The 23532-nt window shown below is 34.2% G+C and carries 24 protein-coding genes; 19 read left to right on the top strand and 5 right to left on the bottom strand.

Annotated elements, in window-relative coordinates:
• The first annotated feature begins 161 nt into the window (after window positions 1-161).
• Window positions 162-443: a GIY-YIG nuclease family protein gene (locus tag BLV84_RS11405; protein WP_093245589.1), complete on the top strand. Its 282-nt coding sequence runs from the start codon at window positions 162-164 to the stop codon at window positions 441-443.
• A gap of 170 nt (window positions 444-613) precedes the next feature.
• Here the strand turns inward: BLV84_RS11405 and BLV84_RS11400 are convergent, their stop codons facing one another.
• From BLV84_RS11400 to BLV84_RS11385, 4 genes are all read right to left on the bottom strand, one after another.
• Window positions 614-865, bottom strand: a complete 252-nt coding sequence (locus tag BLV84_RS11400) for a type II toxin-antitoxin system RelE/ParE family toxin (RefSeq protein ID WP_200796277.1) — start codon at window positions 863-865, stop codon at window positions 614-616.
• Window positions 856-1092, bottom strand: a complete 237-nt coding sequence (locus BLV84_RS11395) for a hypothetical protein (RefSeq protein ID WP_093245585.1) — start codon at window positions 1090-1092, stop codon at window positions 856-858. Before BLV84_RS11395 ends, BLV84_RS11400 begins: the two co-directional genes overlap by 10 nt.
• Window positions 1093-1207: 115 nt before the next feature.
• Complete coding sequence (locus BLV84_RS11390) at window positions 1208-1762, bottom strand: GNAT family N-acetyltransferase (protein ID WP_093245580.1); 555 nt, start codon at window positions 1760-1762, stop codon at window positions 1208-1210.
• A gap of 42 nt (window positions 1763-1804) precedes the next feature.
• Window positions 1805-5227 carry a hypothetical protein gene (locus tag BLV84_RS11385; RefSeq protein WP_093245574.1) on the bottom strand — a complete coding sequence of 1141 codons (3423 nt, stop codon included), beginning with the start codon at window positions 5225-5227 and terminating at the stop codon, window positions 1805-1807.
• 142 nt (window positions 5228-5369) lie between these two features.
• On the opposite strand from BLV84_RS11385, the gene BLV84_RS11380 reads away from it, so the two are divergent.
• From BLV84_RS11380 to dcm, 4 genes are all read left to right on the top strand, one after another.
• Complete coding sequence (locus BLV84_RS11380) at window positions 5370-7031, top strand: ABC transporter ATP-binding protein (protein ID WP_093245570.1); 1662 nt, start codon at window positions 5370-5372, stop codon at window positions 7029-7031.
• A gap of 121 nt (window positions 7032-7152) precedes the next feature.
• On the top strand, window positions 7153-7710 hold the full coding sequence (locus BLV84_RS11375) for an autotransporter domain-containing protein (RefSeq protein WP_093245603.1): 558 nt from the start codon (window positions 7153-7155) through the stop codon (window positions 7708-7710).
• Window positions 7711-7732: 22 nt separating this feature from the next.
• Window positions 7733-8437 carry an SIMPL domain-containing protein gene (locus BLV84_RS11370; protein WP_093245565.1) on the top strand — a complete coding sequence of 235 codons (705 nt, stop codon included), beginning with the start codon at window positions 7733-7735 and terminating at the stop codon, window positions 8435-8437.
• Window positions 8438-8674: 237 nt separating this feature from the next.
• Complete coding sequence (gene dcm, locus BLV84_RS11365; protein ID WP_093245560.1) at window positions 8675-9904, top strand: DNA (cytosine-5-)-methyltransferase; 1230 nt, start codon at window positions 8675-8677, stop codon at window positions 9902-9904.
• Window positions 9905-9914: 10 nt separating this feature from the next.
• Here dcm and BLV84_RS11360 read toward each other — a convergent pair whose 3' ends face one another.
• Window positions 9915-10622, bottom strand: coding sequence for a PmeII family type II restriction endonuclease (locus tag BLV84_RS11360; RefSeq protein ID WP_093245556.1), 708 nt, complete (start codon window positions 10620-10622; stop codon window positions 9915-9917).
• 258 nt (window positions 10623-10880) lie between these two features.
• On the opposite strand from BLV84_RS11360, the gene BLV84_RS11355 reads away from it, so the two are divergent.
• The 14 genes from BLV84_RS11355 to BLV84_RS11290 all read left to right on the top strand — a co-directional run bounded on the left by BLV84_RS11355 (window position 10881) and on the right by BLV84_RS11290 (window position 23531).
• Window positions 10881-11429 carry a CopD family protein gene (locus tag BLV84_RS11355; RefSeq protein ID WP_093245550.1) on the top strand — a complete coding sequence of 183 codons (549 nt, stop codon included), beginning with the start codon at window positions 10881-10883 and terminating at the stop codon, window positions 11427-11429.
• A complete protein-coding gene (locus BLV84_RS11350) occupies window positions 11422-12867 on the top strand; it encodes a sensor histidine kinase (RefSeq protein WP_093245546.1) in 1446 nt (481 codons plus the stop codon). The genes BLV84_RS11355 and BLV84_RS11350 overlap by 8 nt, the downstream gene beginning before the upstream one ends.
• 5 nt (window positions 12868-12872) lie before the next feature.
• A complete protein-coding gene (locus tag BLV84_RS11345; RefSeq protein WP_093245542.1) occupies window positions 12873-13649 on the top strand; it encodes an enoyl-CoA hydratase/isomerase family protein in 777 nt (258 codons plus the stop codon).
• Between the two features lie 133 nt (window positions 13650-13782).
• Window positions 13783-14769, top strand: coding sequence for a DUF1028 domain-containing protein (locus BLV84_RS11340; protein ID WP_093245536.1), 987 nt, complete (start codon window positions 13783-13785; stop codon window positions 14767-14769).
• Complete coding sequence (locus BLV84_RS11335; protein ID WP_093245532.1) at window positions 14766-15779, top strand: isoaspartyl peptidase/L-asparaginase family protein; 1014 nt, start codon at window positions 14766-14768, stop codon at window positions 15777-15779. Before BLV84_RS11340 ends, BLV84_RS11335 begins: the two co-directional genes overlap by 4 nt.
• 197 nt (window positions 15780-15976) lie before the next feature.
• The gene (locus BLV84_RS11330; RefSeq protein WP_093245525.1) at window positions 15977-18283 is read left to right on the top strand and encodes a putative monovalent cation/H+ antiporter subunit A; all 2307 of its coding nucleotides are present in this window, start codon (window positions 15977-15979) and stop codon (window positions 18281-18283) included.
• 1 nt (window position 18284) lies between these two features.
• The gene (locus tag BLV84_RS11325) at window positions 18285-18698 is read left to right on the top strand and encodes a Na+/H+ antiporter subunit B (RefSeq protein ID WP_093245515.1); all 414 of its coding nucleotides are present in this window, start codon (window positions 18285-18287) and stop codon (window positions 18696-18698) included.
• 1 nt (window position 18699) lies between these two features.
• Entirely contained in the window at window positions 18700-19053 is a 354-nt protein-coding gene (locus tag BLV84_RS11320) for a Na+/H+ antiporter subunit C (RefSeq protein ID WP_093245511.1), read from the top strand.
• The gene (locus BLV84_RS11315; RefSeq protein WP_093245506.1) at window positions 19050-20561 is read left to right on the top strand and encodes a proton-conducting transporter transmembrane domain-containing protein; all 1512 of its coding nucleotides are present in this window, start codon (window positions 19050-19052) and stop codon (window positions 20559-20561) included. Before BLV84_RS11320 ends, BLV84_RS11315 begins: the two co-directional genes overlap by 4 nt.
• Before the next feature lie 2 nt (window positions 20562-20563).
• Window positions 20564-21046: a Na+/H+ antiporter subunit E gene (locus tag BLV84_RS11310; protein WP_093245501.1), complete on the top strand. Its 483-nt coding sequence runs from the start codon at window positions 20564-20566 to the stop codon at window positions 21044-21046.
• Window positions 21043-21318 (top strand): cation:proton antiporter, encoded by a 276-nt coding sequence (locus BLV84_RS11305; RefSeq protein WP_093245496.1) that lies wholly within the window; start codon window positions 21043-21045, stop codon window positions 21316-21318. The genes BLV84_RS11310 and BLV84_RS11305 overlap by 4 nt, the downstream gene beginning before the upstream one ends.
• Window positions 21311-21730 (top strand): monovalent cation/H(+) antiporter subunit G, encoded by a 420-nt coding sequence (mnhG, locus tag BLV84_RS11300; protein WP_093245491.1) that lies wholly within the window; start codon window positions 21311-21313, stop codon window positions 21728-21730. The genes BLV84_RS11305 and mnhG overlap by 8 nt, the downstream gene beginning before the upstream one ends.
• A 46-nt stretch (window positions 21731-21776) precedes the next feature.
• Window positions 21777-22538, top strand: coding sequence for an exodeoxyribonuclease III (locus BLV84_RS11295; protein WP_093245486.1), 762 nt, complete (start codon window positions 21777-21779; stop codon window positions 22536-22538).
• Window positions 22539-22577: 39 nt separating this feature from the next.
• Window positions 22578-23531 carry an OmpA/MotB family protein gene (locus BLV84_RS11290; protein WP_093245481.1) on the top strand — a complete coding sequence of 318 codons (954 nt, stop codon included), beginning with the start codon at window positions 22578-22580 and terminating at the stop codon, window positions 23529-23531.
• The last annotated feature ends 1 nt before the right edge of the window (window position 23532 follow it).

The raw sequence follows: 23532 nt of genomic DNA, 5'->3' as shown, positions 1-23532 counted from the left end.
AACGGAGAACGCCATATGTTGATACCTTGAAATATGCAGCTTAAAAATGTTGAAAATTTTAACTAAAAAACTTTTTTAAACCATAGAATACGGGACTGGAGGCACCACAGTTTAAACCTCAATCGTAAGATTGGGGTTTTTTGCATTTTAACCTTTTACTGATGCATTTTCTTTATATTATTTATAGTCAAAATATTGATAAATTCTATATTGGTGAAACTACCGATGTCAACCATAGAATCGAATTACACAACAGGCATGCTTTTAAAAATGCTTATTCCAAAGCCGCTGATGATTGGATACTCAAACTAAAATTTCAATGCGAAAATAGAAAAAATGCTGTCTTTCTAGAAAAATTTATCAAACGTATGAAAAGCAGAAAGTTTATCAATAAAGTCATTGAAAAGCCTGAAATACTTCATGATGTTCTCAATAAAAAATAATCCCTGGTTCTCCCGAAGCTTCGGGACTGGAGGCACCACAGTTTAAATTTTAATTGTGAGATTGGAATTATTTCACTTTTAGAAAAGTTATTCTGACAGAGAATTTATTCCGTCCGTTTTATCTTATCAGGAATTTGTTGGGTATCAAAAACGTCCATTATTTCAATTCGTTATTTCTCTTTATTTATCCAATAAATTATCTTGTAGGTTTGATGTACTAAATATCGAAATTCTTTTGATTTGTTGGACAATCTTGGCTCTACCTGACCAATTTCAGGTAATTTTTTAAGTCGTAATGTTTCAAGAACTATTTTACGGTTTTCATTTTTCGCTACCTTAGGACTTGCATTTTCTTTTAAGTAACTAAAGTTCTTTCTTAGTTCATCTCTTGCGAAATCAGTCCAAAAAATTTTTAACTCCATTTCTCAATATCAGCTAATAAATCTTTTGCTTCAGTCAACCTTCCATTTTCAGAATCTTTCATCGATTTATCAATTCGTTTATTCAATTCCTGAACTGACATTTGTTCAGTTTCTTTATGGCTAGATTTTTCTTTTTTAAGTATTTCCTCAAGTTTTGAAATAGCTTCTTCACTTTGAAGTTCCAAAAATTCTTGAATAAATTCTATTTTACGCGCTTCAATGTTCATATTCACTATTTTAATCAAATATACGAATTTATCTAAATAACATTCTCAATAAAAAATAGTCCCTGGTTCTCTCGAAGCTTCGGGACTGGAGGCACTACAGTTTAAATTTAATAGGTTATTTATTCCAATCCCACAGAACAACATCCCAGTCCTTACCATTGTCTTTATAACTGTGAATAACTTTATATCCTATTTTTAAATGCGCATTTAGTGAACGTTTGTTAATACGGTCAATTTCGGTGATCGAGAAATCGTAAAATTGAGAATAGGTTTCTTTATAAAGTTGAAAACATTTTTCAACCAAACCCTTGCCCCTATAATCTTTATGTATGCATGCCTGACCTACAACCATGTATTTATATTCTGAAATACTCTGACCTTTATAAATGAGTTTATCAAATTCATTAAACATCGGATAGATCAAAGGAATATCATGTCGAGATTTTTCTGTCATTGTCAGCACATAGCCTACAATCTTATTTCCATCTTTGGCAATGACATGAGGTTCAGTCTCATTCAAGTTTTTGAGTGTTTCCCAATCATGGTCAACAGTGACATAGCCATCTAATTTAATTTCTTTCGGCGTTAAATTCTTTTTTAGATTTGCTTTTTGTAATATGAGAATCCCTTCTAAATCATTTTCGTTTTCAACTAAAGTATATCTTATCATATTTTTTATTTCAAATTCATTAAAATCAAAACAAACCTAATTCTAAAAAAAAGCCCTCAACTGAACACTTCCTGTATGTATCGCTTTTCGATCTGCTGTTTTTCTGCCTAAATATGTCAAATTTAAATCTAAAAATTTGCTGATGCGTTTTTGCAAAAAAAGCGACCACGTAAAGTTATTATCTGGCTGCAAGCCTTCCAACATTTGATAAGCAACTGCCGATTGTGAATTTCCTTCAAATTTATTTTTGATGTATTTCGTTTCTGCAGTAATTGTGTACTTTTCATTGTTGTTTAAACTTAAACTCAAACCAAATTCATGTTGTTCCAAAGATGCTAATTCACCTTTAGTATTTTCATTCTCACCATAACGATAAAAAAGATCGAATTTTTTATTCTTCCCAGGTAAATATGAAAAAGTAGGCTTTGTTGAAAATCCAGACAAACTGTAGTTTCGATTTGCGAAATTTTCAGAATCACTTTCTGATGAAGTAAACCTCTGGTGAAAGCTTAGCAAATACAGTGAATTTAATTCATGTTTAAACTGTAATTCATGCAGCGTGTTTTGCAAACTTTGCAAACCAACAACAAGTAGATTTTTGGTTTCGCTTTTAGAGAAAGTATAGGCTGTACTTAAGTTTCTTTGTCCACGATTATAAAAAAGAGTATTCCTAAAAGCATTGTTTTGACCTATCACATTTTCAGAATTTTGTTGAAATGGATTAAAATCCAATTTCGAACCATCACGCTCTGTTTTTTGATCAATTGTTATTGAAGTTTGATTGTAAAAATGGGATATAATCTTTTTAAAACCTTCATTAGCAGAATATTGTCTAAAATCTAACACAACTTGTTGACTTAATTTATTCTGATTCGTTCTCACATAAATCTGGTTAGGCAATAAAACTCTGATGTATTTTGCCTCATCTTGAAACTGAGCGATTTCAAATTCGTCTAATTCCTGAATACCATTTCCATTATAATCATTCCATGTAAATTGGCCTTGTCCTGGCTCAACTTCAACATAAGTAAATTCTTGCCTCGCAAGGTTTCCACTATGTGTTTCGTAAGTAGTTGTTAAGTTTAAAATACGATTAAATAAAGATTGTTGATAACGAATTCTGCCATTAATTGTCGTTTCATCTTCTCGGTTTTCTTCTTTAAAATCAAGACTTCTCCAACTTCCATAAAATGTAAGTTGCGCATCCTTTTTATCGATTAGTTTAGAATCAACATATAAGTTTTGTGAGGTGTTCACGCGTTTCAATTCATTATTTCTGATGCTATCATTAACGCGCTGCTGAAAGCCAATTTTTGCATAAACTGATGTCGAATCGCCAACACCAACATAAGCATCATAAGCGATAAATTTTTGGGTTTGTGCTGTATAAATTTGCTCTTCTTTTAAATAATCATCGTTGTTTTCAAGCTCGATGCCAACACCTGTCCACACTTTTGAAAAATCATATTCTGCCTCGACTTTCCCTCTTACAAAATCAGTTTTATTCACATCAGAGTCACTTTGCATCACACTTGCATTTGAACGAATCAAGAATTTTCCGAATCGGTTCCGAGATCTAAATGCGTGTTTTTGACCTTCATAAAAATCGCTGTAGTTAAGATTCTCAAACTTGTATTCATTAAAATGCTGCGCCGCATCAATAAACTCAGCACCGAGCGTGATATATTTTTGGTCTCCTGTTGTATTTCTTAAATTCCAATCTCTTTCAAACTCTACATTATAAATGCGTTCAATACTTTGGTAATCGTCTTGTAAATAATTAAAAGATCCAAAAACATTCAGTTGCCTATGTTCATCTTTCGACTGAAAAATATTTTGTTTCACACCAATTTGAGTGGCAAAACCATTATTATCATTCTTATCTAAATTTGAAAACAAGTTTTTATCATTAATGCTCGCCGCCAATTCAAAGTCGATCTCCGTACCTTTTCTGGGCTGATAAGCACCACTGATGTTTGCTTGCTGTAATTTAGAAGGCGGAATTAACCTGACAAATGGTTCAAAATTCCCTTGCGAAACGCCATTGATTGGGGCGATATATTCAAAAATTGTTGTCACGGCTTCTTGTGAACTCACAATATAATTGCCTTGGTTTTGCCCAACATTTGTAAATCTTACATTAAAAAGTTCATCCTCTGGATTGTTTGAAAACTCAAATAGTTCAACTCCATTTTGCATGACTTTTTTATACAAAATTCTGTTCTCAGAATAGTTTGCAGGAACGGCACTTTCAGCAAACATTTGGCTTTCATCATCACCTGCTTCGCTTAAAACCTCAACTTGTTCTTCTGTTAAACTTTGCTGTAATGGCTGATTTTTTAAATCATTTTCATTGTAAACAAGAGCTTTTAAATAAAGTTTGTCTGTTTCAATTTCGCCACCTGCTGTCGCGATAATTCTAGAATAATTTTGTTCCGAAACTTGATATTCCACAGAAATCCGCATCGTTGAATTTATAGGAAAATTAGGATTAAAAATAATCTCACCCGCGTTATAATCGATGATATAATCTTCATTTTCTCCACGTTTCAGTTGACGACCATTTACAAAAACAGATTCACTTCCTGAAATAATCAAAATATATTGCTCACCTTGGTCGCCTCTTAGTTTATAAGGTCCTTGATTACCTTCTTGCACTTGAATGTCGCTACGTTTAAAAACTCCGCGAACAATAGCCGCAGCGCCAAAAAGTGATGTTCGGGAAAGTGTGTCTCCAAAATTCACATCCAGTTTTAAACCTTGTACGCGTTTGCTATAATTTGCAAAAAGTGAGTTGTAATTTTCTAAATCAACATCACCAGCTCTAATTGCCCAATTCTTAGATTGAAGTTCAATAAAAATCTGATCAAATTCATTTAAATTCTGCGTATAACCACCAGATTGCGATGGCAAATTCGCGTCACGAATGGAGGCACGAATACTTAAATCGTCACTTAATTGTCCTGAAATTTGTAGATCAAGTTCTGACTGAACAACTGCATTTTGGTTGTTTCCAACCACAAGTCCACGCGAAATATTTCCGCTGGTATGCAAGCCTTTGAAAGGTTGTTTCAACTTTGCTTCTGGTTTTTGAAGTTGCAGATCAACCATGTTTTCTGTAGTGCCAACGCGATCTGGCACAATTACTTTTTTAGGATCTAAAAGCTGACGTGATGCCGTTAAAAATTTCGGATAGCGCATAAATGTGACCTGAAGTGAGTCGTGCTTTAGAAGAAATTTTGGTTTCAAAACCAAACGAGCAGAAGCAAAATCAATATGATAAAAACTGGTGTTAACTTCTTTATTATCAGATGTTTTCAGAGAAAAACGCACTGGCGCAATACTAATGCTATCCAACACCAAAGTATCTTTCACAGGAATTCGCATCTGCTGAAGATTGGAGTTGTTTTGTGCTTGAACACAAACGATAGTGAATAAAAGAATAACAAAAAAAACGCTCTTCATACAAGTAAAACTCAAAGATAAGTCGAATATTTTATGACGTGCAAATGCAAGTGTTTATTTTCCGCGTTGATGCGTTTCATCAATCATTTCATATTTCAAAAGTCAATTGATTTTTTATCTTTACAGCTCAAGCTAAAAATCTATGATGCCTCTTCTTTCCGTCAAACAACTGAATGTAAGTTTTGGTCAAAACAAAGTCGTTCAAGACCTCAGTTTTGATTTGAACAAGAATGAAATTCTCGGCATTGTTGGCGAATCTGGTTCAGGAAAATCGGTAAGTTCTCTTGCTATTATGCGTTTATTAAGTCCAAAAGCTAAAATTGAGGGCGATATTTTATTTCAGGAACAAAATATTTCTAAATTATCAGAAGAAGAAGTGCGTCGCTTGCGCGGAAATGATATTTCGATGATTTTTCAAGAACCGATGAGTTCTTTAAATCCGTCGATGAAATGTGGTAAACAAGTTTGTGAAATTCTTCAACTTCATAAAAAACTTTCTTTTAAAGACGCCAAAAATGAAGTACTTCAACTTTTTGAAAAAGTGAAACTTCCAAGACCTCAAGAGATTTTTAAATCTTATCCACATCAAATTAGCGGCGGACAAAAACAACGCGTGATGATTGCCATGGCAATTGCCTGCAAACCCAAATTATTAATTGCAGATGAGCCGACGACAGCTTTGGATGTGACAGTTCAAAAAGAGATTTTACAACTTTTAAAAGATATTCAGCGAGAGACTAAAATGAGTATCATTTTTATTTCGCATGATTTGGCTTTAGTGGCGCAATTTGCAAATCGTGTTGCAGTGATGTATCAAGGAAAACTTGTGGAAATCAATACCTCCAAAGAAATTTTCACCAATCCGCAACAAGCCTACAGCAAAGCTTTATTAGCTTCAAAACCAAGAACAGATCAACGTCTAAAAAAATTGCCGACTGTGACTGATATTTTGGAAAATAATCCGCCCACCGAGATTGAAACCAAAATTGAACGACAACAAAGACATCAAGAACTTTATGCAAAAGAGCCTTTATTAAAAGTTAATCAGGTTTCAAAAATTTTTGGATCAAAAGGAAATTGGTTTAAAAAAGATAATCAATTTTACGCTGTTAATGATGTAAGCTTTGAGCTTTATGAAGGCGAAACTTTAGGTTTGGTAGGCGAATCAGGTTGTGGAAAATCAACTTTAGGAAATTTGATTTTGGGTATTGAAAAAGTCAATGCTGGCGAAATTTGGTATAAAGGACAAGATTTAGCCAATTTATCTTCTAAAGAATTTAAAAAATTAAGACGTGAAATTCAGCTGATTTTCCAAGATCCTTTTTCGAGTTTAAATCCGCGTTTAAGTGTTGGCGAGGCAATTGTGGAGCCTATGCTCGTGCATCATATTTATGCAAACAGAAAAGAAGCCGTCAAAAAAGCTTATGAATTATTAGATCGCGTAGGGCTTTCAGCCGAGCATTTTCACAGATATCCGCATGAGTTTAGCGGTGGTCAACGCCAGCGTATTGGCATTGCACGAACAATTGGTGTACAACCCAAGTTAGTGATTTGTGATGAATCTGTTTCTGCGCTTGATATTTCTGTGCAAGCTCAGGTTTTGAACCTTTTAAACGAACTTAAACAAGATTTTGGCTTTACCTATATTTTTATTTCGCACGATTTGTCAGTTGTCAAATACATGTCGGATCAACTCTTAGTAATGTATCAAGGTGAAATTGTTGAACGCGGCGATGCTGATGATGTTTATGCAAATCCAAAGAAAGAATATACGAGCGATTTAATCGCAGCGATCCCGCAATAAAATTACTCGAAACACTATCAAATAAAAGAAATCTGAATATAGATTTAACGATTCTTTTTGATGAGTTTTTTTGAATTAAGCCGAATTTTGTGCCAATCAATATGAAATCAAACAAATGGACATGAAAAAAATATTTCTTATTCTCGGTCTTATCATTTTGTCTGCAAAAACATTTGCACAAGACACAGAATACCCTAAAAACGAAATTAAAGTTAATATTGCAAATACCATTATTATGGCTTCTGCGGAAGTTGGCTACGAAGGATTTATTGGTACAAATCAATCTATTGAAGTAGTTGCGTTGATTAATGACCGCATAAATTTTCATAGCGAATCTGGTTCTCGAAAATTTAATACAAATTCAGTCAAGTTGGGCTACAATTATTATTTTGACACCTATAATGCTGGTGCAGGTTTGTACGCCAATCCTTTTGTAAAATATAGATTTGGTGATTTTGAACAAGATGTTGTTTTAGATGGACTTCCAAACCCAGTAACTGAAAAAACGGATATGGATACTTTTATGGTCGGCATTGGCGCTGGCTATAAATGGAATTTTAACGACACTTTTGTGCTTGCTCCTTTTGCTTCTGTTGCCAGAAACTTTAGTGATGAAGTTGGTGATAGATTTTCAAATGTTGAGTTTCACGCAGGATTTTACGTTGGTTACAGATTTTAATTAAACACTTAAATTTTAAAAAATGATACAATCAAAAATTTTTATACTCTTTATCAGCCTCATCAGTTTAACAAGCTTTGGGCAGTCAAAAAACTTTTTGGATAGATCTTATCTTGAAACAAAAGCGAAAGTAGATACTTTGGTGACACCCGATAAAATCACAATCGAAATCACGATTGATGAAGAAGATACCAAGAAAAAGAAAACCGCTGAAGAGCAAGAACAAGATCTTAAACGCGCGCTCGAATCTTTAGATATTGATATCAGTGAAGACTTGACACTTGTTGACCTCAGCAGTGATTTTAAAAAATACTTTTTAAGAGGTCAGAAAGTTCTTAAAGCTAAAACTTACAACCTTATTGTACACGATGCAAAAATGGCAGGACAAGTTTTAGTGAAATTAGATCAGGCCGAAATCTCAAATGTGAATATCACAAAAACAGAATTTACGGACAGAGAAAATCTTATTTCACAGTTGAAAGCAAAAGCTGTTTTAAAAGCGAAAAACAACGCTGAAGCCATGTTAAAACCACTTGACATCAAATTAGGCCCCTTGCTTTATGTGTCCGATTTACAGATGCGACAAAATTATTTGAGCGGAAAAGTATCTGGCGTTCAAATTCGAGGGATGGCATCAGTACCGCCACCACCAGCTCCTGAAATGCTGGACATCGAGTTTGAAAAAATCAAATTTACAGCTGAAGTTTATGCGAAATTCAGTATCTAATTTTGCATTAATGACAAATAATTTGAGCTTGCTTTTGATATAAAAGCAAGCTTTTTTTCTGGGTGAGAAAATGGGGTTGTTTCATAGGGGTCAAAACACTCTTCTTCTTAAAATACATTTAGCGCTTTTATTATATATTTTAAAATAATGATCCAAAATCTGAAATTATAAGATTGTCGAATTAAAAATTCTATTTACATTTGTAACCATTGTGTAAGGTTTACTAACTTGGTTACTATGAAAGATTATTTAACATTAGCGGAAACATCTGAAATTATTGGTAAAAGTAAGGAGACCTTGCGTAGATGGGATAAAGAAGGTATTTTAAACGCTGTTCGAGAACCTGTTTCTAACTACAGAGTTTATAGAAAATCAGATGTTCAAACTTTATTAGGTAATCTTTTTGATGAAATCGTTGAAGATGATGTTTCAAACCATGTTAAACCTGAAAATGAATATTCAATTTTAGAATTATTTGCAGGAGCAGGCGGATTGGCAATAGGTTTGGAAGAGGCAGGTTTAAAATGTGCGGCTCTAAATGAGATTGATAAATGGGCATGCCAAACTCTAAGAAATAATAGACCCAACTGGAATGTTTTAGAAGGTGATATTAAAAATTTTGATTTTTCGAAGTTCAAAAATAAGGTAGATATTGTTACTGGAGGATTTCCTTGTCAGGCATTCAGTTATGCAGGTAAAAAGTTAGGACTTAAAGATGCTAGAGGAACGCTTTTTTATGAATTTGCAAGAGCAGTTCAAGAAGTTAATCCTGCTATCTGTATTGGCGAAAATGTTCGTGGACTATTAAGTCACGATAATGGAAAAACTCTGAAAGGAATGATTTCTATACTCGATGAAATAGGATATAAAGTTGCTCCACCACAAGTTTTAAAAGCGATTAACTTTAGAGTTCCGCAAAAGAGAGAAAGATTGATACTTGTAGGAATTAGAAAAGATATTGATATAGAATATAAATATCCTAAACCGCATAGAAAAATATATAATTTAAAGGATGCTCTTAAAAAGAGTGAACTTTACAATTGTGATGTCCCTCAATCAAAAGGTTCTAAGTATCCCGAACATAAAAAAGAAGTTTTAGATTTAGTTCCACCAAAAGGATATTGGAGAGATTTACCTCTTGATATTCAAAAAGATTATATGGGTAAGAGTTTTTATTTAGGCGGAGGAAAGACTGGAATGGCTAGAAGAATTGGATGGGATGAACCTAGTTTGACTTTAACTTGTAGTCCTGCTCAGAAACAAACAGAGCGATGTCATCCTGACGAAACTCGACCATTTACGGTGAGAGAATATGCAAGGATTCAGACATTTCCTGATGATTGGGAGTTTGCTGGTTCAATTTCTCAACAATATAAACAAATAGGTAATGCTGTTCCTGTAAACTTAGCAGAAGAGATTGGCTACTCTATTATCAAAGTCTTAAATGAATATTATGTAAAAAAGTGAAAATGACTTTTTACTGATACTTTTCTGCAATTTCTTTGGCAAGTTTTTGTATTGTAGTTTCAACAACTTCACTCCCATCTACTTCTAAAGCAACTTCACCAATAGCATCAATAAGTTCGAAGTAAAAATCATCTTTTCCAGTTAATCGATACCAGAAATCTTGACCAATAAAAACAGGGTAATTTTCCCCAACACGATTATAATGAGAGCTTAATTCAGCAGGCTCTCCGTAAACAACTCCCACAATCATATCATTGATTCCAACATTCAAATTGTTAGTTCTTGCAAGATTTCGCACACCGTTGAAGTGATTTACAATTGTTGTAACATCATCATGGTTAATTGTGTTTGGACCAGCTTTCAATTGACAATACTTTTTCCTGCCGTCAATTGCATCAATAAACTCAATATCTATTCCTTGGGTTGTTGAGCCAAGCCCTTGAAAAAGGCTGCTTATCAAATTCTGGATTTTCATACCAAATGAAGTTGTGATAGATGAACCCAGAATTCTTGGTAGAACCAATGCTCTTGCAATACTTTCAGGAGTATCATTTCCAGTTAAAAAGTTAGCTAAGTATTTAAACAAAAATGGATTTACATTATACTCAGGAAGTCGACTTGCTCTTTTGCAAGCGCCATTAATGTGATTCTGAACAATCTCATCTCTAAAAAATTGTTTGGCATTTTTTAATATTTGCTCTCTTTGTTGATTATCCATTTTTTACTAATATTTTCACAAATCTATTAAAATTATTCATTGTCGTCATAATTTTCAGAATAACAAGTGTTCTATTAAAGAAAAAACCAAATTTCATTTTTCCTACCTTTTTAATAAATAAAACCCATACACACAACCCCTTAATTTCTATTCCATCTCAAAGGATTTAATAATAAAAACTCTTTTCAAAATCAGCGCTGAATATAAAATAGACGATAAGCAAATTTCTTATCTTTGGATGATTAAAATTCTTTTCTGATGGCATATAATTATATCAAAGCTTTGCACCTCATCTTTGTGATCACTTGGTTTGCAGGATTATTTTACATTCCTCGCCTTTTTATTTATCATATTGAAGCTAGAATGAAACCTGAAAACGAAGCAAAAATATTAAGTGACCAACTTAAAATAATGACAAGTCGATTGTGGAATATCATCACTTGGCCATCTGCTATTTTAGCAACAATATTTGCAATTTGGCTGTTAATTGATCAACCCTTGTGGTTGCAAGAACCTTGGATGCACGTTAAACTTGGTTTTGTTGTTTTATTAATTGCTTATCATCTTAAAAACCATCAGATTTATAAACAATTTCAAAAAGATGATATCCGCTGGACCTCATCCCAAATGCGTTTATGGAATGAAGGCGCGACAATCATATTGTTTGCCGTCGTTTTTTTAGTGATTTTAAAAAGCGCTTTTGATTGGATTTATGGCTTAGTCGGTTTAATTGGGCTTGCCGTTTTATTGATGATTGGTATCAAAACCTATAAAAATTACCGCAAGAAAAAAGGGGAAGATGTTTAAAAAATCGCTCAGCACAAGAATATTTGTCTCCATGATGGCACTCGTTCTTGGTGCCTCTATTCTGATTGCTGGCGTCACAATATTTCGCTATAAAGAAGAAGCCGAAAGCCTGCATAACGATAAACTCGTTAGGAAAGAAAACGCAATTCGAGCAAATATTGATTACATTTTAAGAACAACTTATTACACGGTAAATACAAAAAATTTGCCGCTTATCTTTAAAGACAAAATATACGAAATTCAAGATATTCACGACACAGAACTCAACATTTTTGATATCAAAGGAAACCTCTTAAAATCCTCGATGCCAAAATTTTATCTTGATTCTACAGAGCGTCGAATCCCAGAAAATAAATTAGAGCTTTTAAAAAACTCAACAGAAAAAAGATACGTCAATACATTTACAGAAAACGATCAGAAATATCATTCATCTTACACATTTATACTCGACAAATATTTCAAACCCATCGGCATCCTTAATTTACCATACATTGAAGATGACGGTTTTTTAAAAAGAGAACTCAACGACTTCTTGATAATTCTTGCTCAAGTTTATGCGTTAATGCTCATCGCAGCCATTGTTTTGGCTTACTTCCAATCCAATTATATTACAAGATCTTTGAAATCTATTAGTACAAAAATTAATAAAACGCGTATCGGTCAGAAAAACCCGAAAATTGAAGTTAAAAGATTAAGTACAGAAATCAGACCACTTGTGAGCGCTTACAACACGATGATTGATGAACTTGAGGAAAGTGCTGAAAAACTCGCGAAATCTGAACGCGAAGAAGCTTGGCGAATGATGGCAAAACAAGTCGCCCACGAAATTAAAAATCCGCTAACACCAATGCGTTTAAATGTTCAAAATTTTGAACGCAGATTTAATCCTGAAGCACCTGATGCTCAAGAAAAGCTAAAGTCATTTTCAGAAGGTATGATTCAGCAAATTGATACATTAAGCGCCATTGCAAATGCGTTCTCTGATTTTGCGAATATGCCAGCTCAAAAAAATGATTTGATTAATGTGTCAGAAATCATCACTTTAACCATTGATATTTTTAATGCAAATTATATTTCATTTGAAAATCCTGAGGAAGATGTATTTTTAAAATTCGACAAAACCCAACTGATTCGTATTTTGACAAACTTGATCAAAAACGCAATTCAGGCAACAGAACATCTTGAAAAACCTAATATCAGAATAAAACTCAATGAAAATGATACACATATTTTCATAGAAATTTCAGATAATGGACTTGGCATTAAAGAAGAAAATCAAAATCGTATCTTTGAGCCTAAATTCACAACCAAATCAAGCGGAATGGGGCTTGGTTTAGGTATGGTCAAAAACATTATTGAAAATTATCAAGGTGAGATTCAGTTAATCTCACAAGAAGAAAAAGGAAGTCTATTTAAAATTAAAATTCCAAAAAAATAAACATCATGACATACGACAATCTTAAACTCACAATCGATGCAAACATCGCAGTTTTAGAAATCAATAGACCCAAAAAACTCAATGCTTTAAACAGAGCCACTATCCAGGAACTTCATGAAGCTTTTAAATCTCTTAAAGACAACGATGAAGTCAGAGCAATCATCCTGACAGGAACTGGTGAAAAAGCATTTGTTGCTGGTGCAGATATTTCAGAATTTGCAGATTACAGTGTTGAAGAAGGTAAAGATTTAGCAGCTAAAGGACAAGAAACTGTTTTTGATTACATCGCAAATTTCCCAAAACCTGTCATTGCAGCCGTTAATGGATTTGCTTTAGGCGGCGGACTTGAGTTAGCGATGTCAGCTCACATTCGTGTAGCAAGTGATAACGCAAAAATGGGCTTACCAGAAACATCATTAGGTGTAATTCCTGGTTACGGCGGAACGCAGCGTTTACCTCAACTTGTTGGTAAAGGTCGCGCCTTTGAAATGATCATGACAGCAGGAATGATCGATGCTGAAACAGCAAAAAATTACGGTCTTGTAAATCACGTGACAACACAAGATGAGTTGATGGAACTTGCCCAGAAAATCACTGGAAAAATATTAAGAAATTCATCACAAGCTATCAAAGCAGCTATCAAAGCAGTTAATGCCAATGATGAAGATGGCGTTGATGGTTTTAAAGAAGAAATCAATGCGTTTGGTGAAGCCTTTGGTACATCAGACTTTAAAGAAGGAACGCAAGCATTCTTAAATAAAGAAAAACCAAAATTTAGCTAGGCCAACTTTATAAATTTATTAAAGCTGTTTTTAAAGAAATCAAATTTTACTACTCAACATCGTAAGATTTGACTTTAGAAACAGCTTTTTTAATTTCTTAAAAAAATTGTAAATTGAGCAAAAATCCTTTGAAATGAAATTCCTTTTTACATTTTGCTTTTCCATCATATTTTCTCAAGTCGTTGTTGCGCAACAAAAACCGTATCAGGATGAGTTTGCTCACACCTTTTCCATTTTAGCGCGCGACGCAGAGACTGGCGAAATGGCAGTTGGTGTACAAAGTCACTGGTTTTCTGTTGGTACAGCTGTCCCATGGGCAAAATCTGGCGTTGGTGTGGTTGCCACGCAATCTTTTGTTAGCAAACGTTATGGTTATGAAGGTATTGAATTGCTTGAAAAAGGATACACGCCTGAAAAAGCTTTAAATCACTTATTAAAACAAGATCAAAACAAAGCTTACAGACAAGTTGCTATGTTAAATAATGATGGAAAAATAGCAGTACACACAGGAGAAAAATGCGTAGAATCAGCTGGACATAAAATTGGTGACAATTTTGTGGTGCAAGCCAATATGATGCTCAACGATGAAGTGATTGAGCGCATGTACGATGCATATAAAATGAATTTACATTTACCTTTAGCCGAGCGAGTCATGTCAGCAATGCACGCCGCGCAAGGAACAGGTGGCGACATCAGAGGAAAACAATCAGCAGCTTTAGTTGTTGTTTCTTCTGAAAAACCCAAAAACCCTTGGGATGATCGCATCATTGATTTACGTGTTGACGATCATCAAAATCCCATTAAAGAACTCGACCGATTGCTCAACGTTCATCGTGCTTATGAATTTATGAACAAAGGTGATGTTGCTATGGAAAATCAAAATACTGAAGCTGCATTAGATGCTTATGGTAAAGCTGAAAAGCTTCTTCCTAACAATACAGAAATGAAATTCTGGAAAGCTGTTGCTTTAGTTAATTCTGGCGATGTGAAAAAAGCAGTTCCGCTTTTTGAACGCATCTTTAGTATTGATAAAAATTGGCAAAAACTGCTCGAAAGATTACCAAAAGCAGATCTTTTAAATATACAACCACAAGCTCTTAATTATTTATTAGAGTTATGATACTGAATTACAAAAAATACGGATTACTTTTTTTTCTACTAACTAGCCTAGTTATTACAAGTTGCGCAGCACAAAAAACAAATTCTGATGTTGCAATCGTTATCCATGGCGGTGCTGGCACGATCATGCCAGAAAATATGACAGATTCACTTCAAATTGTTTATGAAACAAAACTCGAAGAAGCAATAACAGCTGGACATGAAATTTTAAAAAGTGGAGGTTCAGCAATGGAAGCTGTTCAGAAAAGTATCAACATCATGGAAAATTCACCGCTTTTTAATGCTGGAAAAGGTGCTGTCTTTACCCACGATGAAAAAAATTCTCTTGACGCTTCAATCATGGATGGAAACACACTAAACGCTGGTGCCATCGCAGGTGTGACAAATGTCAAAAACCCGATTAATTTAGCTTATGAAGTCATGATAAACTCGCCTCATGTTTTACTTTCAGGAGAAGGTGCTGAAACTTTTGCCAAAGAGCAAAGACTCGAAATCGTTGATCCTTCTTATTTTTTTACTCAAAATAGATATGATGCGTTACAACGTGTCAAAGCGAAAGAAAAATCATCTTTTTATGATTCAAATATCGATGATTCAAAATACGGAACAGTTGGTTGCGTCGCTTTGGATAAAAACGCAAATTTAGCTGCAGGAACTTCAACTGGCGGCATGACAAATAAAAAATGGGGACGCATTGGCGACTCTCCTATTATTGGTGCTGGAACTTATGCCAACAATAAAACCTGTGCGATTTCCTCAACAGGCTGGGGCGAATATTTTATACGTGGTGTCGTAGCTTATGATATATCAGCACAAATGGAATATGCAGGAAAATCACTTTCTGAAGCAAGTAAAAATGTCATTAAAAAATTAGCAGACTTAGGTGGTAATGGTGGTGTCATCGCCTTAGATCATGAAGGAAACATCAGTATGGAATTCAATACTGCTGGCATGTATCGCGCCAGTATAGATGCACACCAGAATTTAGAGGTTAAAATGTTTAGAGAATAAAAAAATGTATATCTTATTTTTTCAATCAAAATTGATGAATTAAGTCATAAATCGATTCACTCTTTTACTGTAATATGTATTTAAGATAATTTAAAGATGATGAAAGTGTTAAACTAAAATTAAAGATATCATCTCTAAGGCGTTTATATCATGGAGATTCACAATATTATTTATATTTGCAAGATTAACAACTGAGTATGCTAACAGCAATTTTATTAGGTTTTTTATTTGCGATTTTCCTGGTCTTTACCGGGAAATTTTTTCGTGGAAAATTTGCAGTCATTTCCTCATTAATCCCTATTAGTTTGTTTGCTTACTTCCTGAGCTTTATTTCCCAAATTTCTAATGGTGAAATTGTCACTCAAAAAATTAATTGGATTCCGAGTTTTGGCGTTGATCTCACCTTTAAACTTGATGGCTTATCCCTTTTATTTGCCCTAATGATTACTGGTGTTGGTTCACTGGTTTTTTTATATACTTCAGCTTACTTAAAAGGGCATAAATACTTGGATAGATTTTATGGTTATCTAAGTCTTTTTATGGCAGCAATGCTTGGTTTAGTTCTGTCTGACAACCTCATGTCAATGTTTATTTTTTGGGAACTCACCAGCATCTCATCTTTCTTTCTTATCGGTTTTAACAACGACGCTAAAGATTCTCGTAAGTCTGCATTAACGGCTTTAGGTATTACTGGTATTGGTGGACTTCTACTTCTTGGTGGCGCTGTTTTATTAGGCTACATGACAGGTACTTATGAAATTTCTGAGATGTTATCGCAGACCGATCTCATCCAGTCTCATCCTTATTATGCATTAGCAGTGATTCTTATTTTTGCTGCAGCGTTTACAAAATCGGCTCAATTTCCATTTCACTTTTGGTTACCAGGCGCGATGAAAGCTCCAACGCCAGTGTCCACTTACTTGCACTCGGCAACGATGGTAAAAGCAGGCGTTTATTTGTTATTCAGATTATCACCAGTGTTGGGCGGTTCAGAACTTTGGCATACAACATTGATTGTTTTCGGTGCAATTACAATGCTCTATTCAGCCATTCATATTCTTTTTAGAACAGATTTAAAAGGAATTTTAGCTTACTCAACCATTTCAGCTTTAGGTATTTTGGTTTTCCTCATCGGAATTGGTACGCAAGCAGCGTTGATTGCAGCTGCAGTCTTTATTATTGTTCACGCTTTATACAAAGCTTCTTTGTTTTTGATCACAGGAATTATTGATCATGAAACAAAAACACGTGACATCACAAAACTAGCCGGACTCCGTAAAGTGTTGATGCCAGTAGCTATCGCTGGATTTATTGCTGCTCTTATTAGTGGTGGCGTTCCTCCAACTCTTGGTTTTGTTGGAAAGGATTTGATTTATGAAGCAACCTTAGGCAGTCAGTATGCAATCATATTAACCGCTTTAGCTGTTATAACGAAGATACTTTTATTTTATGGTGGTTTTGTTGCTGGTGTTAAACCTTTTACGGGGAAGCTTCCTCAGAAATTTGAAAAGATACATATGCCTAGTCCGCTGATGTGGATTCCGCCACTACTCATGGTTATATTAGGTTTAGTATTTGGTTTACTACCTTCATTAATCGAATCTGCTTTTGCAAAGCCAATCACCCAAGTGATGTTTGAAAACCCAGAAAATTTTCAATTAAAACTGTGGCATGGTTTTAATACTGTTCTAGGCTTAAGTGCTATAACAATTATTATAGGTACAGTGATGTACTTTATTATAAAACCAACTTACGCAAAAGAAAATTTTATACAAAAGTTAGATTTTATTGCACCCAAAGATTTAATGCTCAAAGGTTCTACTGCTTTTGAGAAATTTGGGAAATTATGGACAAATTTTTTCCAAAATGGATACTTACGTGATTATGTTGGTATTGTCGTAGCTGTTATTATAGGGCTTATTAGCTTTTTATTACTGCCAAACTTCCAATTAAGACTAGACTATAGCAGTTTAGAAGATGTTACCGTTTATGAAATAGCCATTATATTAATGATGTTTGCTGCCATTGTTTTTACTGTATTTACAAATTCTAGACTTGCTGCAGTAGCTTCTATGGGAATTGTTGGCTTTTCATTTAGCTTATTGTTTTTATTCTATAGTGCGCCAGACCTAGCGATGACTCAGTTTTCTGTAGATACACTGACTGTTATTTTATTTGTTTTAGTGCTTTATAAATTACCTAAATATCTCAAAATGACAAAGAGAAAAAGCCGAATGAAACATGGCGCTTTAGCCGTTGTATTTGGTAGTTTAATGACTTTGCTAGTTTTGAGTGTTTTACAAGAACCTAAAAACAACGAAATTACAAAGTATTATGCTGAAAATGCTTATAAGCTAGCGCACGGGAAAAATATTGTCAATGTTATTTTAGTTGACTTTAGAGGGATTGATACGATGATAGAAATTTCAGTTTTAATTGTGGCTGCTTTAGGTGTCTTCGGTTTATTAAAATTAAGATTAAGACCAAAAGATAAAATCAAATAAGATGAAAACAATCATTCTACAAACAGCTTCAAATTACCTTTTACCGGTACTTCTGCTCTTTTCAGTTTTCATTCTGTTAAGAGGACATTATTTACCTGGTGGTGGTTTTGTTGGTGGTTTAGTCGCTGCCATTGCTTTTGTATTGGATGCATTTGCAAACGGTATCAATGAAACCAAAAGAGTGCTTAAGTTTCATCCAGGCTATTTTATGCCTGTTGGATTGGGCATTGCTTTTTTAAGTGCTATTTCACCGATAGTATTAGCAGATTTACCAATTATGACAGGTCTGTGGGCTGATGGAAGTATACCTGTTTTAGGTACTATTGGTTCCGCTTTATTTTTTGATACTGGCGTCTATCTTGTTGTGATTGGTGCTGCGCTTACAATCATATTTACAATCTCAGAATCCGCTTGATATGGAAATACTCTTAGCAATTATGATAGGTTTTTTGTACGCCGCAGGCATCTATATGATTATGCGTCGAAGTATCGTCAAGCTTATTCTTGGCATCGTTCTTTTAGGAAATGGTGTTAATTTATTGATTTTTCTACTTGGAAGAATCACAAAAGGTGAACCGCCAATTATACCAGGAACTGAAAGCGTTATCGAGGGCCTATATGCAGACCCAATACCACAAGCTTTAATTTTAACTGCAATTGTTATTAGTTTTGGACTTCAATCTTTTGCCATCATTTTGGTCAAACGCGCTTATAAAGTTTTAGGAACTGATGATTTAGATCAACTTAACACGACAGACGAAAATTCATGACAAACCATATCATCACATTACCGCTTCTTGTGAATCTCTTTATCAGCATAATTCTGATGTTTTATTGGAGAAAAGTACGTTTACAGAAAATTGTAAGTGTTGCTGGAAGCGTGCTTGGACTCGCTGTAGCTATTTTGGTTTTTATTCACGTTTATCAAAACGGAACGCAAACTGTTGCTTCAGGAAATTGGTCAGCACCATTTGGAATTGTTTTAGTGGGAGATATGTTAGCGGCAACTTTGATTTTACTCACAGCTATCAGTGCTCTTGCTGTTTCAGTTTTTTCAACGGTTGCTGTCATCAATGCTCGCCTTAGGTTTGGATATTTCAGTGTATTTCATTTCTTAATTTTAGGTTTAAATGGAGCTTTCTTAACAGGTGATATTTTCAACCTTTACGTTTGGTTTGAAATCATCATTATCAGTTCATTTGTACTTATCAGTATTGGAGGAGAAAAAAATCAGCTTGAAGGTGCTGTCAAATACTTTACGCTTAACTTCTTTGCGTCAATGATTTTCTTAACTGCATTAGGTATCCTTTACGGCTTAGCAGGGACTTTAAATATGGCTGATTTGTCTGCTAAAGTAAGTCAAATTGATAATCAAGTTTTAGTTGAAGTCTGCGCTATATTATTTTTAGTAGGTTTTGGGATTAAATCAGCAGTTTTTCCACTTTATTTTTGGTTACCCGCTTCTTATCACACGCCACCAGCTGCGGTTTCAGCAATATTTTCTGGTCTACTGACTAAAGTTGGTGTTTATGCAATGATTAGAGTTTTTTCTGTCATATTTGAAATGACGCCTTTTCTCCAAACTTTACTAATGGTTATAGCTGTCCTCACAATTTTTAGTGGTGGAGTTGGCTCATTGATACAAAATAATATTAGAAAAGTTTTTTCATATTTAATTATTTGTCATATTGGGTTTATGATTGGTGGTCTCGCAATGTTTACAAAAGTCGCTATTGCTGGTGTTGCTTTTTATTTAATTCATGACATTATTATTAAAACAAATTTATTCCTGATTGCTGGTTTGATATTTAGAATGAAAGCAAGCTCAAGCATGCGAAAGATCGGAGGTATTTATAGTAATTATCCTAAACTGAGTTTATTGATTTCTATTCCTCTATTTTCTTTAATTGGGATTCCTCCTTTATCAGGGTTTTGGCCAAAAATTTCTTTGATTATTGCAAGTTTTGAACTTAAACATTATTGGTTTTTTGGTGCCTTAATTTTTGGTAGCTTTATTACTTTAGTCATCATTGCAAGATTATGGTCTCGCGTATTTTGGAAAGAACAGCCAAAAATGGATAGCAATCCTAAGTTTAACTACTTTTATCAATTAAGTAAATTTGATAAAATGAGATTTGTGTTACCGATTGTTTTATTGACAATTGTCACGCTTTATATCGGTTTTGGCGCTGAACACATCCAAGAAATTTCAACACGTATTGCTGAAGAAATTGTCAATAAAGACTTGTATATTAACGCAGTACTTAAAAGCTCTTAAAAATGGAAAAACAATTTTTATCAAATATTCTCTTGATGCTGATCTGGGTTTTCTTAACGGGAGACTTTGCATTCAGCAGCTTTGCTTTTGGTTTTATATTGAGCTTTTTTATTTTATGGATTATCTCAAGGAAATTTAAAAAACGTAAAACCAAGTATTATAGGTTTTTACCAAGTATTATAAGCTTTATCTTCTTTTTCCTTTGGGAAATGATCAAAGCAAACATACAAGTTGCTTATGAAGTAAGTACACCTCACTATAACATGAAACCAGGTATTGTGAAGGTTCCCCTAGATGCCAAAACTAATATGGAAATCACATTCTTGGCAAATATAATTACGCTTACGCCAGGAACTTTAAGCCTTGATGTTTCCACAGATAAAAAGGTTCTTTATGTACACGCGATGTATGTTAATGACAAGCAAGAGTTCATTGACGATATTAAAAACGGTTTTGAAAAGAGATTATTAGAAATACTAAGATGACATTAAACGATTATTTATATTATTTTATTTTACCTGTGCTTTCAGTTGCAGAAATATTGGTGTTGATCAGGTTCCTCAAAGGTCCAAGCATTATTGATCGCGTGATTGCACTCGATTTGATGATTACAATTGGTATCGGAATCATCTCTATTTATAGCATTATCAATAATCAACCAACATTTTTAGATATCGCCATGATTTTGGCATTAATCGCATTTTTAAGTACAGTAGCTTTCTCTTATTATCTACAAAAAAGAAATAAAGATGACTGAAATTCTAATTTATATATTCTCAACTCTAGGTGCTTTGTTTGCCCTATTAGCTGCCATTGGTTTAGTCCGTATGCCTGACACTTATTTAAGGATTTCTGTTAATACAAAAGCAGCAACACTTGGCGTTGGTTTACTATTAGGCTCTGCTGCGATTTTCTTCTCTGATTTTTCAGTTACAACACGTGTGCAAGCTATCGTCATTTTTATTTTTTTGACAGCGCCTGTAGGTGCTCACTTACTAGGGAGAACTTCTTATTTCCTCGGAAATAGTTTGTGGAGTGGCTCTGTAATTGATGATCTAAAGGGAAAGTACAACAAAGCGACACACGAATTAAAAAGTGAAGACGAAATAAAAAAGCCTGTTGATAAAGAAGCAAGAAAAAAAGAAGAGAAGAACGATCAAACATCTTAATCCCATCAGAAGGACTTTCTGAGTTTATCATTTCTAAAATAAAATCATGAAAATTATTTCTTATAACGTCAATGGAATACGAGCAGCTTTAAAAAAAGACTTTATTCCGTGGCTAAAAGCAACTGATGCTGATGTTGTTTGTTTTCAAGAAACAAAAGCACAACCTGAACAAATTGACGATTCTATCTTTAAAGAAATCGGTTACGAATATTGCTATTGGTTTTCTGCTGAAAAAAAAGGTTATAGCAGTGTTGGCATCATAAGTAAAATAAAACCAAATCACGTAGAATACGGAACTGGCATTCCATCTATGGACAAAGAAGGCCGAAACCTAAGGGCCGATTTTGATACTTTTTCAGTGATGAGTTTATATTTACCTTCAGGGACAAATGATGCGCGTTTAGATTTTAAACTCAACTACATGGATGAGTTTAAAACTTATATTGAAAATCTACTCCAAGAGAAACCAAATCTTGTTATTTCTGGAGATTATAATATTTGCCATGAACCAATCGACATTCACGATCCTGTTCGTCTCAAGAGAGTTTCTGGATTTTTACCAGTTGAACGTGAATGGTTAACAGCTTTTATGGAAATCGGCTTAATCGATTCGTTTAGATTACTCAACCCTGAAAAAGAACAATATTCGTGGTGGAGCTATCGCGGCAATGCCAGAGCAAGAAATAAAGGTTGGCGTTTAGATTATCATTTGGTTTCAGAAGCTTTGCACAATCACATTGAACGCGCCTTAATTTTAGATGAAGCTGTACACAGCGACCACTGCCCTGTTTTATTACAATTAAAATAAGACCACGCTAACAGCGTTAAACTTATAAATCATATTGCCATGTTAAAGAAAATTGCCATTTTGTCTATTATTGCAAGCATGACTGCTTGCGTGAGCCAGAAAAAATACGACGAACTCGATAGAGATTTTAACAATCTCAAAGCAGATCATCAAGCGCAAACTTCGCAATTCGAAGATTGTGAAGATGAAAAGGAGATGATGAGTGACGAGCTTCAATCCTTAAAAAAAGATTATCAGTCTTTAGAAAACAAAAAAGAAGCAATTCAAAAGGAGTTGAATCAAAAGAAAAGTGATTATGATAAACTATCGGATTCTTATAATGCTTTAGAGAAAAACAGCTCAAAAGTATTGGCTGAAAATGCACATCGCAATCGTGAATTACTAAAAGAATTAGAACAAAAAGAAGAGAAATTAGCCTCAGAACAAGAGCGTTTAGAAAAACTACAGAAGGATTTGCAGTTCCGTGAAAAACGCATCAACGAACTCGAATCTATCATTGCTGCTGAAGAAGCAAAAATGAATCAGCTTAAGGATAATCTTTCAAAAGCGCTTGTTAACTTTGAAGATAGAGGCCTTAGTGTCGAACAGCGTGACGGTAAAGTTTATGTTTCTATGGAAAACAAATTACTTTTCAAATCTGGAAGCTGGTCAGTTGGTAGTGAAGGTCAACAAGCTGTTAAAGAAATCGGTAAGGTTTTGGCTAATAACCAAGATATCAATATCCTAATTGAAGGTCACACGGATAACGTCCCTTATAATGGTAGCGGAGCTTTAAAAGACAACTGGGATTTATCAACAAAGCGAGCTACTGAAGTTTTAAAGCTATTATTAAAAAACGCAAACATTAAACCCCAAAACTTAACAGCTGCAGGGCGAGGTAAATTTGCACCAGTTGCGCCAAACTCAACGCAAAGTGGGAAAGCTAAAAACAGACGTATTGAAGTTGTTTTAACGCCTAAATTTGACGAGATTTCTAAACTCTTAAATCAATAAA

The organism is Psychroflexus halocasei, assembly GCF_900107595.1.
Taxonomy (GTDB): Bacteria; Bacteroidota; Bacteroidia; order Flavobacteriales; family Flavobacteriaceae; genus Psychroflexus; species Psychroflexus halocasei.
This window is presented reverse-complemented; position numbering and strand designations above follow the sequence as displayed.